Genomic DNA, 15,344 nt, shown 5'->3' on the forward strand with positions numbered 1-15,344 from the left:
CTGCGCACTGCAGGCTCAGCCCATGCCAGCGGCTGCCCTACGCCACCAACCCCTCGCCCGAGGCACCCTCTTCGCCGATCTCGAACGACCCGGACGCAGGTACCTCGATGAGCCGACCGCTGCGCACGTCGTACAGGTAGCCGTGCACGACGATGTCGGCGGGCACGAGCGGATGGGCGGTGATGCGGGCAATGTCCTCGCGGATGCTTTCAGCCTGATCGGCGATGGTCAGCCAGTCGATGTACTTCCCCTCGGCCGACCCCGGGCCGGTGCCGACGTCGACGAAACCCTGTTCGGTGAGGGCTGCGGTCTCGAGCGAGTTCGCCAGCAGGCCGCGGATCACCTCGTCGGTGAAGAATTCCATGCCGCAGTTCGAGTGGTGGATCACGAACCACTCGTTCGTGCCGAGCAGCTTGTGGGAGATGACGAGCGAGCGGATCGCGTCATCGGATGCGCGCCCGCCGGCGTTGCGGATGACATGCGCGTCACCCTCGGCGAGCCCGGCGTACTTCGCGGGGTCGAGCCGCGCATCCATACATGTGAGGATGGCGAACCCACGCGCCGGCGGGAGAGCCAGCTCGCCTTTCGTCCCGAAATCCTTCACGTAGGCCGCGTTCGCCGTGAGCACTTCGTCGAGCACCGACATCGGTTCCTCCTTCATCCGGCTTCACTCGCGAGGCTAGAGAGGGCCCAACCTGCCGTCACGGACGTGTCATGAGGTGACCTCAGGTGACGTCGCGTTGCTGCATCGCTGGAGCCGCCGGTCGAAGAGCGCCGACGGAGTCGGACGCGTCTCGAGATCCCGTGAGCTGCCCGCGGTCGGGCTGCGCACCATAGCGGCGAGCGGACGTTTGCCGGTTCTCCATCCACAGGTGTGGAGAGCGGTCGGTGCACCTCGTCTGCGCCCCGATACCGTCACGATTCGTCAGCCGATTCGAACGGAGGGTACGCGGATGTCGCTGGTGCTCGTTGACCCGGCTCGTCTCGTCGCCGAGGGTGACGCGTTATGGGCGATCGGGCACCGGATCGAAGCATCCGTGCACACCTGCGAAGCAGCCCTCTCCGGTAGCGGCGGTATGGCCGGCGACGAGGACACCGCCCGCGTGTTCGCGTTCGGTGACGGAGGCGACCCCGGCTACGACGCATATGCCGCGCAGGTCTTGCAGTCGGCACTGGAAAGCGTGAACGCACTGCGGGCGATGGATGCCGCGCTCGCGACACCGCTCGCGCGTACGACGGGGCCCAGCTGGTCGGCGCGTACCGCGAAGCATCCACCTCGATCTACCGGGCGGCCGAACCGCAGCTCGTGCCGACGTCAGTGCGGGTGCCGTCCGCGCTCGGCCCCGGCCCGTCGACCCCGCTGGGTGAGTTCGCCGAATTCGTGCAGGACGCGCTCGCGGCGATCGGCGTCGTGCTGCCCGACGCGGATGCCGGCAAGATCGACGCCGCGCAGCACGCGTGGACCGACCTCGCCGTTGCGTTGCGCCGCCACCGCGCCGAGGTCGACCAGAGCTTGCACATCGCCGTGTCGGCCGGGCTGCCCCAGCACGCCCGCATCGCCTCCTGTCGTGACGCGGTCGCCCGCCGCATCGACGACACTGCCGCTGCCGCGGACTCGATCGCCGCCTACGTGCGCACCCTCGGCGACGCGGTCGGCAAGGCCTGGGAGGAGATCGGCTGGCTCCTTGCGCAGATGGCCGCCGAGATCGTGCTCGAGATCGGCGTCGGGGTACTGCTGTCGACCGTCACCTTCGGGGCCGGGGCGATCGCGACGGCAGCCAAGATCACGTTCACCGTCGCCCGATGGGTCCTTCGCATCGCCGAGGTCTGCCACCGCCTCACCACCCTGATCCGCACGGCGCTGACCGCAGCACGCCTCGCCGGCCGCGGAGCCGCCCACCTCGTCAAGGACTCCATCGCGGCCGGGGTCGCCGGCGTGGCGTCCCAGATCGGCTTCAACGAACTCCGCGCCGCAACCGACCCGACCTACGAACGCCAAAGCCTCAGCGACGCCCTCGCCGGAGGGCTCATCGCCGGTGTCGTCGGTGGGGCATCGGGCGCGGCGCTGCCGAACAGCGGCCCGATCAAGTTCAGCGTCGATCGGGTTCACACCATCGACCTCGTGAATCATGAGGCTGCGGGCGGCCATGTGATCGCCCGCCATGTGGATAAGTCCGTTGACTATCTCAAAGGCCGCAACATCGAGTACGCCTCGACGTTCGTCGACTTGGCGACTGCCTCCGCAGCGACAAGGGCGAACCTGTTGACGCACCAAGCGAAGATCACGGAGTGGCTTGCCGGCTCGAAGCCGAAGCTCGTTCTCGATGGGACGATGAATCCACAAGGCGGTCGCGTGTGGGTTCGCAGCACTCACGAGTTCGTAAAACCCAGCGGCATTCGAACGGTCCTCCACCGAAGCACGACCTTGGAAATCGGCTTTCGCATCACGACCTCGTACCCAACCCCATGAGGAGATCGCAATGGCAAACATCGACAGCGACGGGCAGCTCGTCTACCTGGCGCGGGCGTACTTTCACCAGGACTATGACCTTGAGGCCCCGACTCCGATCGACGTCGTTCATACCTTTCGAGATGACGAGCCGCCAGCGGACGTCGAGTTGTTGAAAGAGGAACTGCGGTCCGTTGTCGCCTCGCACCCGTCTGAGGATGAGTTGGCGTTACTTTGGCTGAAAGAGGCTGACGCCGCTTACGATCCCCGCGACGACGGCCTGACGATGACCGAGTGGTTCCGCCAGATGCTCGGTGCTCTCTCGCAGGCGACGGGATAGTCGGACCAGACCCGGCCGTGTTGAAGGCGCGTCTATGTGGAGAAGATCGTGTCGCCTGGCCTGGGTGCGATGTGGACGTGTCGTCGAGGCATGAGGTCCTCCTGTCGCGCAACACCGGGAAGTACAGCGACGTCAGTTGGATCTTCATTGCACACGAGTGCCTGTCAACGCGAGGGCGAGGGGGCCGACCGTCCTTCTTGCAGCTCCAGTGCTGACCGTGGACGGGCTGACAGAGGTTCTCGAGGTGCTTTCGTAGGCCGCCGAGGCGCAAGACGCCTGCGAGAACAGGATGGGCCGGGTCATCCACCCCATATGGCGGGGATGACCCGGCTCATCCTGTTTTCGCACGACGCCGGCGGGATCAGGCGCCCACAAGCAACCCCAGCTCCCGTGCAAACCCCCGCAACCGATCGGCGAGCACCTCGGGCACCTCGGCGGCCGTGAAGTGCCCGCCCTCGTCCAGCCGTTCGAAGGTCCGCAGGTCGCGGTAGTGGCGGCGTGAGATCGACTCGGGGTTCGACGCCTCGTGGCGCTGGATGTGCACCGATGCCGGCACCGAGGTCGGCGGGATCGGGGCGGGCTTGTCGGCGCCTTCGAAGTACGGGCGGAACGACGTGCCGATCGACTGGGTGGTCCAGTAGATCATCGCCTCGGTGAGGATGCGGTCGCGTGAGATGCGGCGCTCGACGGCAGACGGGTCGCCGGGCGGCGTGTCGCTCCACTCGACGAGCTTCTCGGCGAGCCAGGCGATGAGGCCCGCGGGCGAGTCGTTCAGCGCCGCGGCGAGGGTGTCGGGGCGGGTCGCCTGCACGTGCCCGTACGCGCCATCGGTGCCATGCTTGGCGGCCAGTTCGTCGAAGAACGCGCGCTCGGCCGGCTCGGTGAGCGCGGCACGTTCGTCGTCGGTCGGGAAGTGCGCGTGGGTCACGAGGATGCCGGCGACGTGCCCGGGGTAGGTCGCCGCGATGAGGTCGCTGACGTTCGCCGTGACATCCTCGCCGTAGGTCAGGTACCGCTCGTAGCCCAGCACCTCGGTCATGAGGCGGTGCATCGTCGCGGCGATGCGGGTCTCGCTCATGGGCCCGGCGGCGTACGGCGTCGAGAACGCGAACCCCGGCAGGCTCGCGACCACGACGTCGAACTCGGGCAGCGCGTCGGCGAAGTCGAGCTGCAGCGCGAACGTGTGCGGCCAGCCGTGCATCACGAGCAGCGCGGGCGCATCGGCCGCGGCGGAGCGCAGATGCGCGAAATGCACCACCGTGTCGTCGATCTCGGCGAGGAACTGCGGGTGCGCGTTCAGCCACGCTTCGCGCCCGCGCCAGTCCCACTCGCGCCAGCTGTCGACGAGCTCGCGCAGGTACGCCGCGGTCATGCCCGACGGCGGCCGGCGCGGCGAATCGTCGAGGAACCGGGTGCGCCTGAGCCGCTCGCGCAGGTCGTCGAGCACGGCGTCGTCGACGTGGAGTTCGAAGGGCCGGATGCCACGGAGCGCGCTCATATCGTGACGCTACGCCGCCCCACCGACACCGACACCGACACCGACACCGACACCGACACCGACACCGACACCGACACCGACACCGACACCGACGTGAGCGCCGCCCCACCGACACGAACCTCAGCGCCCGCGCCGCCGCGCCCGCGGCTCGTCCAGCCCGATGTGCACCCGCGTACGCGCCCGCTCGATCACGATGAACAGCGTGCCGATCGCCCAGATCGGCAGTTGGGTGAGGAACGCGAGCCGGAACGCGTCGAGCGAGTACGTCTCGGGCGACCCGGCGCCCTGCAGGTCCATCGCGAGTCCGATCAGGAAGATCGCGATGAGCCCGGCGATGAATCCGCCGCCGTTCACGATGCCGGTCGCCGTGCTGAGCCGGTGACTCGGGTTGTGGGTGCGGGCGTGGTCGAACGCGATCATCGACGCCGGGCCTCCGGTCGCGAGCGCGAGCGCGAGGGCGAACAGCAGCCAGAGCGGCGCGGGCCCGGGCCACGCGGCCACCGCGATCCACACCACCGCCTGCACGGCCACGACGGGCAGGACGAGCATCCGCGACCGACGAAGCGGATGCCTCGCCGAGAGCGCCCCGAGCACCGGGCCGACCGCCATGCCGAAGATCACGAACGTGCTGATCACCGTCGAGGCCATCGCGGGCGACAGCCCCTCACCGGCGGTGAGGAAGGGGAACCCCCACAGCAGCGCGAACGCGGTGCCCGCGAACGGCGTCGTGAAGTGCGACCAGAACGCGAGCCGCGTGCCGGGGTGCGACCATGACTCGCGGAAGCCCTGTCGCAGGTCGGCCGAGGAGCGCACGACCTGGATGGCGCCGGTGTCGGTGTTCACCGAGACATCCGCGTCGACGGTGGGCGGGTGGTTGCGGATGATCGCGACGGTCAGGATCGTGAACAGCACGCCGAGCCCGGCGAGGCTGCCGAACGCGATCGTCCAGTTCGTGGCGTGCAGCAGTGCCGCCATCGGCAGCAGCGCGAGCAGCTGGCCGCCCTGCCCGATGATGCCGGTGAGCTGCACCATGAGCGGCGCCCGCTGCTGAGGGAACCAGGTCGCGATGACGCGCAGCGCGCTCGGGAAGATCGCGGCGTCGCCCGCGCCGAGCAGCACGCGTGCGATGAGCGCGGTCGCCGTGTCGGGCGCGAACGCCATCACCCCCTGCCCGACGGCCAGCAGCGCCATGCCGATCGTGATGATCGGCCGCGCGCCGAACTTGTCGAGCAGCAGCCCCACCGGGATCTGCATGCCGCCGTACACGGCCAGCTGGATGACCGCGAACATCGACAGCACCGAGGCATCCGCGTCGAATCGCACCGCAGCATCGACGCCGACGGCGGACAGCGACGACCGGTTGGTGACCGAGACGACGTACGCGGCGACCGCGACCGACCACACCAGCCACATGCGCCAGGGGCGCGCGAGGGGCGGGGGAGTTGCGGTCACTGCCCTCCATGGTACGTCGCGTGCAGGTGGCGGAACTCCGACCGATGCAGCAACCGCAGCACCCAGGACGCCGGTGGCCCGAACGCGCGCAGGCCCTCCTCGGTCGAGATCGGCTCGATCGCGTCGATCGGCACCTCGCGCCGGCCGCGCACCACGACGCCGCCGCCCGCGGCGACGAGGTTGCGGTACCAGTTCACGTTCTCGCCGTAGGTGAGCTCGGCGACGAACCCGTCGGGTACCTCGGCGAGGATGAGCGGCGTCTCGTACGTGCGGCCGGTCTTGCGCCCGGTGGTGCGGATCAGCGAGAACGGCCCGTGGCCCCATCGCGCGAGCGCGCCGGTCAGGCGGTTGAGGGTGTGCTTCAGCGTGGTCAGCCACGCGCGGCGCACGCGGGCGGGCCACTCGCGGCGGCGAGGCATCCGCTCGTGCTCGGCCATCCGGATGCTCCGCCCTGCCGCGACCGTTTCGCCCGAGCCCTCGCCGTCAGGCCGACGTGCCCGTCTTCGCGCTGCCCTTGCGCGCGAAGGTGACCTCGGCCTCCTCGAGCGCCATGCCGCGCGTCTCGGGGATCTTCGCGATGACGAAGATGCCCGACAGCAGCGCGAACACCGTGTACATGCCGTACGTGAGCGGCAGCGACCAGCCCGACAGGGCCGGGAAGCTGACCGTGATGAGGAAGTTCGCGATCCACTGGGCGGAGGCCGCGACGCCGAGCGCCTTGCCGCGGATGCGCGACGGGAAGATCTCGCCGAGCAGCACCCACACGATCGGGCCCCACGACGCGCCGAACGCGACGACGAACAGGTTCGCCGCGATGAGCGCGATCGGCCCCCACGCGCCGGGCAGGGTCACGTTGCCGTCGGCGTCGGTGCTCGCGAACGCGAACGCGATCGCCATCACTCCCAGCGACACGAACATGCCCGCCGAACCCGCGATCAGGATCGGGCGCCGGCCGACGCGGTCGACGAGCAGGATCGCGACCACCGTGACGACGACGTTCGTCACCGAGGTGAACACGCTGATGCCGAACGAGTCGCTCTCGTCGAACCCGACCGCGCTCCACAGCGTCGTCGAGTAGTAGAAGATCACGTTGATGCCGACGAACTGCTGGAACACCGACAGGATGATGCCGATCCAGACGATGCCCTTCAGGCCGAGCTTCGGGCCGCGCAGGCTGGCCTGCTTGCCGGCCTGATCCTCGGCGATCTGCTTCTCGATGTCGGCGATCGACCGGTCGAGCTCGCTCGACGGCACCAACTGGGCGAAGATCTCGCGCGCCTCCTCCTCGCGGTCCTTGGTGAGCAGGTAGCGGGGCGACTCGGGCAGGGTGAACGCGAGCAACGTGTAGACCGCGGCGGGCACCACGCAGGCGAGGAACATCCACCGCCACGCGTCGAGCCCGAACCAGAACGGCTGGTTCGCACCGCCCGCGCCCCAGGCGAACAGAGCGTCGCTGAGCAGGGCGGCGAAGATGCCGAGGGTGATCGCGAGCTGCTGCAGGGATGCCAGGCTGCCGCGAATGCGCTTCGGCGCGATCTCGGCGATGTACGCCGGCGCCACGACCGAGGCGATGCCGATGCCGATGCCGCCGATGACGCGCCAGAGCGCGAGATCCCACGCGGCGAACGCGAAGCCCGAGCCGATCGAGCTCACCAGGAACATGATGCCGCCGAGGAACATCACCCGCAGACGCCCCCACCGGTCGGCGATGCCGCCGGCGAGCCACGCGCCGAGTGCGCAGCCGAGCAGTGCGATCGCGACGACGAAGCCCGTGATCACGTCGTTGAGCTCGAAGTCGTGCGAGATCGCGTCGACCGCGCCGTTGATGACCGACGAGTCGAACCCGAACAGGAATCCGCCGACGGCGGCGGCGATCGCCAGGCCGATGGCCTTGGCCTGCATGGCTTTCGTGGGCCCCTCGGTCGTCGATCCGCTCATCGCGTGCTCCTCCCCGGGCGGGCGCTCGGCCTGCCGTCCGCGGGCGGCGGCGCTGCCATCCACCCGGTTTCCCCCTGGGGCGAGTCTGTACCTTCCGGCGCAATCGGGGCAAGGCGGCTGGTCGGGGCTGTGATAGGTTGGCCAAACCGACCAGACGGTATGTGGCTGGCGGGCCGGAACGCAAAGGAGCAGCAGTGCAGCGATTCGAGGGCAGGGTGGCCCTGGTCACCGGCGGCAGCCGCGGCATCGGGTTCGCCATCGCCCGTCGACTCGTCGCCGAAGGGGCATCCGTCGTCATCACCGGGCGCAAGCAGGACTCGCTCGACGCCGCCGTCGCCGAGCTCGAGGCGGTGCTCGAGGCCGAGCAGGTCGCGGCCGGGAGCGGCGCCGGGCCGCGCGTCAGCGCGATCGCCGGTCGGGCGGATGACCCCGAGCACCGCGCAGCCGCCATCGCCCACGCCGTCGCGACGCACGGCCGGCTCGACCACCTGGTGAACAATGCCGGCATCAACCCGATCTGGGGTCCGGCGCTCGACGCCGACCCCGTCGTCATCCGCAAGATCCTCGAGGTGAACGTCATCGCCGCCTTCGAGTGGACCCGCGACGCGGTGCGCGCCCGCGCCGAGTCGTCGCCCGGGCTGCGCTCGATCGTGAACCTCTCCTCGATCTCGGGCGTCGCGGCCGCGCCGAACATCCCCTTCTACGGCGTCTCGAAGGCCGCGCTCATCAACCTGACGCAGCAGCTCGCGGCCGAGCTCGCGCCCGGCGTGCGCGTGAACGCGGTGGCCCCCGCAGTCGTGAAGACCGACTTCGCCCGTGCGCTCTACGAGGGGCGCGAAGCATCCGTGGCATCCGAATACCCCCTCGCCCGGCTGGGCGAACCCGACGACGTGGCCGGGCCCGTCGCATTCCTCCTCTCCGACGATGCCGCCTGGATCACCGGGCAGACCCTGCTCATCGACGGCGGCGCGAGCATCCGGCCGATCGGATGACCGCGGATGCACCGCCCGCACGGGCGAGGATGGACGCAGGAGGAAGCCGCATATGAAGGACGTCAGCGTCGCCGACGAGGTCACCAGGGCCGCCGTCGAGCTCTTCGCAGCACAGGGGTACGCCAACACGAGCGTGCAGCAGATCGTCGAGGCCGCAGGCGTCACCAAGGGCGCCATGTACCACTACTTCGAATCGAAGGACGACCTGCTGTTCGCGATCTACGACCGCATGCTGACCCTGCAGCAATCGCGGCTCGACGAGATCATCGCGCGCGGCGGCGAGGTCGACGACGTGCTGCGCGCCGTCTGCGTCGACGTCATCGAGACGTCGATCGACTTCCTGCCCGAGGGCACCGTGTTCTTCCGCAGCCTGCACATGCTGAGCGCCCCGCGCCAGCAGGAGGTCACCCGACGCCGCCGCGTCTACCACGACCGGTTCGCTGCGCTGCTGCAGCAGGGGCAGGACGCCGGGCTGTACCGCACCGACATCCCGCAGCCCGTGCTCATCGCGCACTTCTTCAGCGACGTGCACTACCTGTCGCACTGGTACTCGCCCGAAGGCCCCGAGACGAAGTCCGAGGTCGCCGAGCAGCTCACCGACCTGTTCCTCACCGGGATCAGGCTCACGAACGGATCCGCAACCTAGGAGGACGGATGGCCCCCACCGACGACCTGCCCGCGACGATGCGCGCCTGGCGTGTGACCAGGCTCGGCGAGCCCGAGGACGTGCTCGAACTGCACGACGTCCCCGTGCCGTCGCCCGGCCCCGGCGAAGTGCTCGTGCGCACGCGCGCGGTCGCGCTGAACTTCCCCGACGTGCTGCTCGCGCGCGGCCAGTACCAGGTGCGGCCCGAACTGCCCTTCGTGCCCGGCATCGAGCTGAGCGGCGACGTCGTCGCGGTCGGCGGAACTCCGGATGCCTCGGGCCCCGACGTGTTCGCGATCGGCGACCGGGTCGTCGGATCCGAGATCGGCGTGCTCTCGGAGTACGCCGTGCTGCCCGCCGCCGCCGTGCGGCTCGCGCCCGACGCGCTCGACGACGAGGCATCCGCCGCGCTGACGATCGCGTACCAGACCGCGTGGTTCGGCCTGCGCCGGCGGGCCGAGCTGCGCGCCGGCGACTGGCTGCTCGTGCACGCCGCCGCAGGCGGGGTCGGCGTGGCCGCGGTGCAGCTCGGCGTCGCGGCCGGCGCGCGGGTGATCGGCGTCGTCGGCAGCGACGCGAAGGCCGAGGTCGCGCGCGCGGCCGGCGCCGAGGCGGTGCTCGTGCGCGGACGCGACGACCTGGTCGCCGCGGTGAAGGAGGCGACGGGCGGCCACGGCGCCGATGTCGTGTTCGACCCGGTCGGCGGCGACGCCTACGACGCGTCCACCAAGTGCATCGCGTTCGAGGGCCGCATCGTCGTGGTCGGATTCGCCGGCGGGCGCATCCAGCAGGTCGCCGCGAACCATCCGCTCGTGAAGAACTACTCGGTGCTCGGACTGCACTGGGCGCTCTACCAGCAGCGCCGGCCCGACCTCGTCGCCGAAGCGCACGACGAACTCGCCAAGCTCGCCGCCTCGGGTGCGATCGCCCCCGTCATCGATGTGGTGCCGTTCGCCGACGCACCGGCCGCCGTGCAGCGCCTCGCCGGCGGAGCGACCACGGGCCGCATCGTCGTGCGGGTCGGCTCGTGAGCGGAGCATCCGTGTCTGCGCCCTTCGCCGCGCCCTCGTTCGCGCTCGACGGGCGCGTCGCCGTCGTGACCGGCGGTGCGCGCGGACTCGGCGAGGCGTACGCCCGCTCGCTGCACGCGGCCGGGGCGACCGTCGTCATCGCCGACGTGCTCGACGACGCCGGCGCCGCGCTCGCCGCGGAGCTCGGCGAACGCGCCCGGTTCGCCCACCTCGACGTGACCGACGAAGCCGGGTGGGCCGCGCTCATCGAACAGGCCGTGGCCGAGCTCGGCGCCGTCGACGTGCTCGTGAACAACGCCGGCATCGCGAACGCCGCGCCCATCGAGCACTTCTCGCTCGCGAAATGGGACGCTGTGATCGGCGTGAACCTCACCGGGGTGTTCCTCGGCTGCCGGGCCGTCGTGCCCGCGATGAAGGCCGCCGGACGCGGATCGATCGTCAACGTCTCGTCGGTCGAGGGGCTGCGCGGCAGCCCGCACCTGCACGGGTACACGGCGTCGAAGTTCGGCGTGCGCGGACTGACGAAGTCGCTCGCCGTCGAGCTCGGAGCCGACGGCATCCGGGTGAACTCGGTGCATCCGGGGTTCATCCGCACCGACATGACGACGCGGATCGACCCCGAACGGCTCGACATCCCGCTCGGGCGGCCGGGCGACCCGGTGGACGTCGCGGGCGCGGTCGTGTTCCTCGCCTCCGACGCGTCGTCGTTCGTCACCGGCGCCGAGCTCGTCGTCGACGGCGGCATGGTCACCGCGATCGCGCACCGCTGAGGGGTTCCGCCCGGCACGGCCGGCGATGCCGTAGCCTGACCGCACGTGTCGTCGACGACGAAGGGTGGCATCGTGGCGCAGGACGAGAGCCTGGTCGAGCTGGTCGAAGAACTGCTCGCGATCGCCCGAACCGCCTCGAGCGGGCGCGCCGCCCGCACCATCCAGGGCGATCACGTGCACGCCCTGCGCGAGACGGTCATCGCGCTGGCCGGCGGCCGGCAGCTCGCCGAGCACGAGAGCCCCGGTGAGGCGACCCTGCAGGTGCTCGTCGGGCGGGTGCGGCTCGTCGCGGGCGACGACTCGTGGGAGGGCGCCGTCGGCGACCACATCGCGATCCCTCCGCGCCGGCACAGCCTCGACGCACTCGAGGACGCCGCCGTGCTCCTCACCGTCGTGAAGCAGCCCGCCGCGGAGTAGCGCAGCGCGACCCAGCGCACGTCACGAGGTCTCGAGACGCGTGCTCCTTCGTCGCGCGCTCCTCGACCAACGGATGCGCGCGCAACATTGACATACCGTCTAGTCGGTTTCTCGGGTACAGTGAGCATCACTCCGACACGAAGAGGTGCCGATGCCCGACCGAACCCCCACTCCACCCAGCGCCGTCCCGCGTCTCGAGGTCGACGGCCTGACCGTCGCGTTCGGCGGGCTCCTCGCCCTCGACGACGTGACCTTCGACGTCGGCCGCGGCGAGACCGTCGCGCTTATCGGCCCGAACGGCGCCGGCAAGACGACCGTCTTCAACGCGATCTGCGGGCTCGTGCGTCGCCGCGCGGGTGCGATCCGGCTCGACGGGCGCCCCGCGCCGCGCACCCCCGTCGGCCTCACCGCGGCCGGCGTCGCCCGCACGCTCCAGGGGCTCGGCCTGTTCGACGGCATGACCGTCGCCGAGCACCTGCTCGTCCCGCTGTCGCGGACGGCCCGCGCCGGCGAGGCATCCGATCGGATCGCGCAGGTGCTCGACGACCTCCACCTGACCGCCGAGGCCGCCCGCCGCGTCGACGAATTGCCCTACCCGGTGCGCAAACGGGTCGCGCTCGCCCGGGCGCTCGCCGCCCGCCCGTCGCTGCTGCTGCTCGACGAGCCCGCGGGCGGACTCGGCTCCGACGACATCGACGCGCTCGCCGCGGTGGTGCGCAAGGTCGCGGCAGACGGATGCTCCGTGCTGCTGGTCGAGCACCACGTCGACTTCGTCATGGGGCTGGCCGACCGGGTCGTCGTCCTCGACTTCGGCCGGGTCATCGCGCGCGGCGCGCCCGCCGACGTGCAGGCCGACCCCGCGGTCGAGGCCGCCTACCTCGGCGTCACGGCGGCATCGTGAACGGCATCCTCGAACTCGACGCCGTCACCGTCGGCTACGTCGGCGCGCCCGTGCTCGACCGGCTCACGCTCTCCATCCCCGAAGGCGCCGTCGTCGCCCTGCTCGGAGCCAACGGCGCCGGCAAGACCACGCTCATGCGGGCCGTCGCCGGGTTGCTGCCGACGCGGGCCGGAGGCATCCGCTTCGACGGCCGCGACCTCGCGGGCGTCGCCGTCGAAGACCGCACCCGCTCAGGGCTCGCGCAGGTGCCCGAAGGGCGCAGCGTCGTCGCCGAGCTCACCGTCGACGAGAACCTGCGGCTCGGCGCGCTCTGGCGGTACCGCGGCGCCGAACGCGACCGCGCCGTCGCCGCGATGTACGAGCTGTTCGAACCGCTCGCCCGGCGCCGGCGCAGCCTCGGGCACCAGCTCTCGGGCGGCGAACGCCAGATGCTCGCCCTCGCCCGCGCGCTCGTCGCGAACCCGCGCGTGCTGCTGCTCGACGAACCCTCGCTCGGCCTCGCGCCGCTCGTCGTCGCCCAGCTCATGGGCGTGCTGCGCGACGCCGCCGACCGCACCGGGCTCACCGTGCTGCTCGCCGAGCAGAACGTCACCAGTGCGCTGTCGATCGCCGACCGCGGCATCGTGCTCGGCCTCGGCGAGATCGTCGCCGACGCGCCAGCGGCCGACCTCGCCGCCGACCCCGCCCTCCGCCACGCCTACCTGGGATTCTGAATGGACCGCCTGCTCTTCCTCCTCGCCACCGGGCTCGCGCGCGGCGCGATCTTCGCCTTGTTCGCGCTGTCGCTCGTCATCATCTGGCGCGCCGCGCGCATCGTGAACTTCGCGCAGGGCGCGATGGCCGTGGTCGCCGCCTACGTCGCGTTCGCCGTCACCGGACTCACCGGGTCGTACTGGATCGGGCTCGCCTCGGCGCTCATCGCCGGCGCGCTCGTCGGCGTCGGCGTCGAACGCGGGGTCATGCGCTTCGCCCCCGCCCGGTCGCCGCTGGCCGGGGTCATCATCGCGATCGGGCTCGTCATGGTGCTGCAGTCGCTGCTCGGCATCCTGTTCGGGCAGCAGCACCTGCCGATGCGGGCGCCGTTCGACCAGTCGCCGATCGTGATCGGCGGGGTCCCGGTGCTCTCGCCGTACGACGTGTTCGTGCTCGTCGTCGCGATCGTCGTAATGGGCGGGCTCGGGCTGCTGTTCACCCGAACCACGCTCGGCCTGCAGTTGCGCGCCTCGGCGTTCGCGCCCGAGGTGTCGCGCCTGCTCGGCGTGCGCGTGCCGCGCATGCTCACCACCGGGTGGATGCTCGCGTCGGCGGTCGCCGCGCTCGCCGCCCTGCTGCTCGTGCCCACCGAGCTCGGGCTCACGCCACACTCGACCGACCTGCTGTTCGTCTACGCGTTCACCGTCGCGGTGGTCGGCGGGCTCGACTCGCCGGTCGGCGCGCTCGTCGGCGGGCTCGTCGTCGGCGTGCTGATGAGCCTCGTCACCGGATACCTCGGCTCGACCGTCGCGCCCATCGCGGTGCTCGTGCTGCTCGTCGCGGTGCTGCTCGTGCGACCCGGAGGCATCTTCGCGATGCGGGAGGCGAGGGCAGCGTGAGCGAGACATCCGTGAGCGAGACGTCCGTGCCCGAGGGGGCGTCCGTGCCCGAGGCATCCGCGAACCAGCCGCTCCCAGCGGCGGTGCACCCCGCAGCCGCTCGCGCCGCTGCCGCGCGACCGGCCGTCGCGCGCCGCGCCTCGACCGGCCGCCTCCTCGCGACCGCCCTGCTGCTGACCGCGCTCGCGATCGGCGGAACGTTCCTGCTCGACCCATACCGCAACTACCAGCTCGCGCTCGTCGCGGCGACGTTCTGCGCGACCGGCGGGCTCACGCTGCTCATCGGCCTCAGCGGCCAGCTCTCGCTCGGGCATGCCGCGCTCATGGCGGCGGGCGGCTACGGGTACGCACTCGCCGCGAACGCCGTGACCGAGGCGGGCGTCGACGGGGTGCCGCGGTTCCTCATCGGCATGGCCGGCGCGATCGCCGCGTCCGGCGCGCTCGGGCTGCTGCTCGGGCTCGCCGGGGCGCGGCTGCGCGGGCCGTACCTCGCGGGCGTCACGCTCGCGGTGGTCATCGCGCTGCCGGCGGTGACCGCGGTGTTCCCGAGCGTGTTCCGCGGCGACCAGGGCGTGCAGATCGCGTACTCGGGGGTGCCCGAGTTCCTGAAGCTCGTCATCGTCGTCGAGCAGTGGCAGGCGTGGGTCGCGATCCTCGTCACCGCGGTCGTCGTGACCTGGCTCGCGGCGCTGCGGCGCGGCCGGCTCGGGCTGCGCATGCGGGCCGTGCACGGCGACGAGACCGCGGCGCGCCTCGCCGGCGTGCCGACCCGGCGGGTCAAGGTGCAGGCGTTCGCGGTCAGCGCGGTCGCCGCCGGCACCGGCGGGGCGCTGCTGTGCTTCATCGCGCAGTCGGTGAGTCCCGGCGCCTACACGCTCGCCTACTCGCTGCTGCTCGTCGTCGCGGTCGTCGTCGGCGGGCTCGGCAGCCTCGGCGGCGCACTCGCCGGCGCGGTCGTCGTCGTGCTGCTGCCGTGGGTCATCGGCACGCTGACCGCCGCGCTGGCACTGCCGAGCGACCTCGAACAGCGGCTCAGCGGCAACCTGCCCGTGCTCGTGTTCGGCGCGCTGCTCATCGTCGTCATGGCCGCCTGGCCCGGCGGACTCGCGGGGGCGGTCGCGCGCGTGTCGACCCCGGCGCGCGGGTTCTCGAGACGCGTCCTCGCTGCGCTCGGGCGCTCCTCGACCGGCGGAGCACCGCAGCCCGTCGCATCCGTCTCGCCCGTGGCATCCGTCTCGCCCGTGGCATCCGACCCGCTCGCTCCCGTGCCCGCCCCACCGCACCCGCAGTCAGTCCCAACCGAATCAGAGAGGTGATC

General features: G+C 71.3%; 16 protein-coding genes. 11 read left to right on the forward strand and 5 right to left on the reverse strand.

What is annotated here, in order from left to right:
• Positions 1-37: 37 nt before the first annotated feature.
• Positions 38-646 carry a beta-class carbonic anhydrase gene (locus FLP10_RS11455; RefSeq protein ID WP_149160984.1) on the reverse strand — a complete coding sequence of 203 codons (609 nt, stop codon included), beginning with the start codon at positions 644-646 and terminating at the stop codon, positions 38-40.
• A 660-nt stretch (positions 647-1,306) separates the two neighbouring features.
• Between FLP10_RS11455 and FLP10_RS11460 the strand changes: the two genes are divergently transcribed.
• Positions 1,307-2,470: an RNase A-like domain-containing protein gene (locus FLP10_RS11460; RefSeq protein WP_149160985.1), complete on the forward strand. Its 1,164-nt coding sequence runs from the start codon at positions 1,307-1,309 to the stop codon at positions 2,468-2,470.
• Positions 2,471-2,480: 10 nt separating this feature from the next.
• Positions 2,481-2,789 (forward strand): contact-dependent growth inhibition system immunity protein, encoded by a 309-nt coding sequence (locus FLP10_RS11465; RefSeq protein ID WP_149160986.1) that lies wholly within the window; start codon positions 2,481-2,483, stop codon positions 2,787-2,789.
• Positions 2,790-3,150: 361 nt separating this feature from the next.
• Here the strand turns inward: FLP10_RS11465 and FLP10_RS11470 are convergent, their stop codons facing one another.
• The 4 genes from FLP10_RS11470 to FLP10_RS11485 all read right to left on the reverse strand — a co-directional run bounded on the left by FLP10_RS11470 (position 3,151) and on the right by FLP10_RS11485 (position 7,677).
• The gene (locus FLP10_RS11470; RefSeq protein ID WP_149160987.1) at positions 3,151-4,287 is read right to left on the reverse strand and encodes an epoxide hydrolase family protein; all 1,137 of its coding nucleotides are present in this window, start codon (positions 4,285-4,287) and stop codon (positions 3,151-3,153) included.
• A 120-nt stretch (positions 4,288-4,407) separates the two neighbouring features.
• Positions 4,408-5,700, reverse strand: a complete 1,293-nt coding sequence (locus FLP10_RS11475) for an MFS transporter (protein ID WP_149162226.1) — start codon at positions 5,698-5,700, stop codon at positions 4,408-4,410.
• 35 nt (positions 5,701-5,735) lie between these two features.
• Positions 5,736-6,176, reverse strand: coding sequence for a nitroreductase/quinone reductase family protein (locus FLP10_RS11480; RefSeq protein WP_246150001.1), 441 nt, complete (start codon positions 6,174-6,176; stop codon positions 5,736-5,738).
• Positions 6,177-6,222: 46 nt separating this feature from the next.
• A complete protein-coding gene (locus FLP10_RS11485; RefSeq protein WP_246150002.1) occupies positions 6,223-7,677 on the reverse strand; it encodes a sugar porter family MFS transporter in 1,455 nt (484 codons plus the stop codon).
• Between the two features lie 194 nt (positions 7,678-7,871).
• Between FLP10_RS11485 and FLP10_RS11490 the strand changes: the two genes are divergently transcribed.
• The 9 genes from FLP10_RS11490 (at position 7,872) to FLP10_RS11530 (ending at position 15,342) form a co-directional block, all read left to right on the forward strand.
• Positions 7,872-8,669 carry an SDR family oxidoreductase gene (locus FLP10_RS11490; RefSeq protein ID WP_149160988.1) on the forward strand — a complete coding sequence of 266 codons (798 nt, stop codon included), beginning with the start codon at positions 7,872-7,874 and terminating at the stop codon, positions 8,667-8,669.
• 52 nt (positions 8,670-8,721) lie between these two features.
• The gene (locus tag FLP10_RS11495) at positions 8,722-9,315 is read left to right on the forward strand and encodes a TetR/AcrR family transcriptional regulator (protein WP_149160989.1); all 594 of its coding nucleotides are present in this window, start codon (positions 8,722-8,724) and stop codon (positions 9,313-9,315) included.
• An 8-nt stretch (positions 9,316-9,323) separates the two neighbouring features.
• Positions 9,324-10,346, forward strand: a complete 1,023-nt coding sequence (locus FLP10_RS11500) for an NADPH:quinone oxidoreductase family protein (RefSeq protein WP_246150003.1) — start codon at positions 9,324-9,326, stop codon at positions 10,344-10,346.
• Between the two features lie 11 nt (positions 10,347-10,357).
• Entirely contained in the window at positions 10,358-11,116 is a 759-nt protein-coding gene (locus FLP10_RS11505) for a glucose 1-dehydrogenase (RefSeq protein WP_149160990.1), read from the forward strand.
• A 45-nt stretch (positions 11,117-11,161) separates the two neighbouring features.
• Positions 11,162-11,533 (forward strand): cupin domain-containing protein, encoded by a 372-nt coding sequence (locus tag FLP10_RS11510; protein ID WP_246150004.1) that lies wholly within the window; start codon positions 11,162-11,164, stop codon positions 11,531-11,533.
• A gap of 151 nt (positions 11,534-11,684) precedes the next feature.
• The gene (locus FLP10_RS17735; protein WP_149160991.1) at positions 11,685-12,434 is read left to right on the forward strand and encodes an ABC transporter ATP-binding protein; all 750 of its coding nucleotides are present in this window, start codon (positions 11,685-11,687) and stop codon (positions 12,432-12,434) included.
• Entirely contained in the window at positions 12,431-13,147 is a 717-nt protein-coding gene (locus FLP10_RS11520) for an ABC transporter ATP-binding protein (RefSeq protein WP_149160992.1), read from the forward strand. The genes FLP10_RS17735 and FLP10_RS11520 overlap by 4 nt, the downstream gene beginning before the upstream one ends.
• Complete coding sequence (locus FLP10_RS11525) at positions 13,148-14,026, forward strand: branched-chain amino acid ABC transporter permease (RefSeq protein WP_149160993.1); 879 nt, start codon at positions 13,148-13,150, stop codon at positions 14,024-14,026.
• On the forward strand, positions 14,023-15,342 hold the full coding sequence (locus tag FLP10_RS11530) for a branched-chain amino acid ABC transporter permease (protein WP_246150005.1): 1,320 nt from the start codon (positions 14,023-14,025) through the stop codon (positions 15,340-15,342). Before FLP10_RS11525 ends, FLP10_RS11530 begins: the two co-directional genes overlap by 4 nt.
• Positions 15,343-15,344: the final 2 nt, after the last annotated feature.

This window comes from Agromyces intestinalis (assembly GCF_008365295.1).
Classification (GTDB): domain Bacteria; phylum Actinomycetota; class Actinomycetes; order Actinomycetales; family Microbacteriaceae; genus Agromyces; species Agromyces intestinalis.

Coding starts and splice junctions, on each gene's coding strand:
- FLP10_RS11525 (WP_149160993.1), top strand. CDS start 13,148: ATGGACCGCCTGCTCTTCCTCCTCGCCACCGGGCTCGCGCGCGGCGCG.
- FLP10_RS17735 (WP_149160991.1), top strand. CDS start 11,685: ATGCCCGACCGAACCCCCACTCCACCCAGCGCCGTCCCGCGTCTCGAG.
- FLP10_RS11495 (WP_149160989.1), top strand. CDS start 8,722: ATGAAGGACGTCAGCGTCGCCGACGAGGTCACCAGGGCCGCCGTCGAG.
- FLP10_RS11485 (WP_246150002.1), bottom strand. CDS start 7,677: ATGAGCGGATCGACGACCGAGGGGCCCACGAAAGCCATGCAGGCCAAG.
- FLP10_RS11455 (WP_149160984.1), bottom strand. CDS start 646: ATGTCGGTGCTCGACGAAGTGCTCACGGCGAACGCGGCCTACGTGAAG.
- FLP10_RS11465 (WP_149160986.1), top strand. CDS start 2,481: ATGGCAAACATCGACAGCGACGGGCAGCTCGTCTACCTGGCGCGGGCG.
- FLP10_RS11500 (WP_246150003.1), top strand. CDS start 9,324: ATGGCCCCCACCGACGACCTGCCCGCGACGATGCGCGCCTGGCGTGTG.
- FLP10_RS11480 (WP_246150001.1), bottom strand. CDS start 6,176: ATGGCCGAGCACGAGCGGATGCCTCGCCGCCGCGAGTGGCCCGCCCGC.
- FLP10_RS11475 (WP_149162226.1), bottom strand. CDS start 5,700: ATGTGGCTGGTGTGGTCGGTCGCGGTCGCCGCGTACGTCGTCTCGGTC.
- FLP10_RS11470 (WP_149160987.1), bottom strand. CDS start 4,287: ATGAGCGCGCTCCGTGGCATCCGGCCCTTCGAACTCCACGTCGACGAC.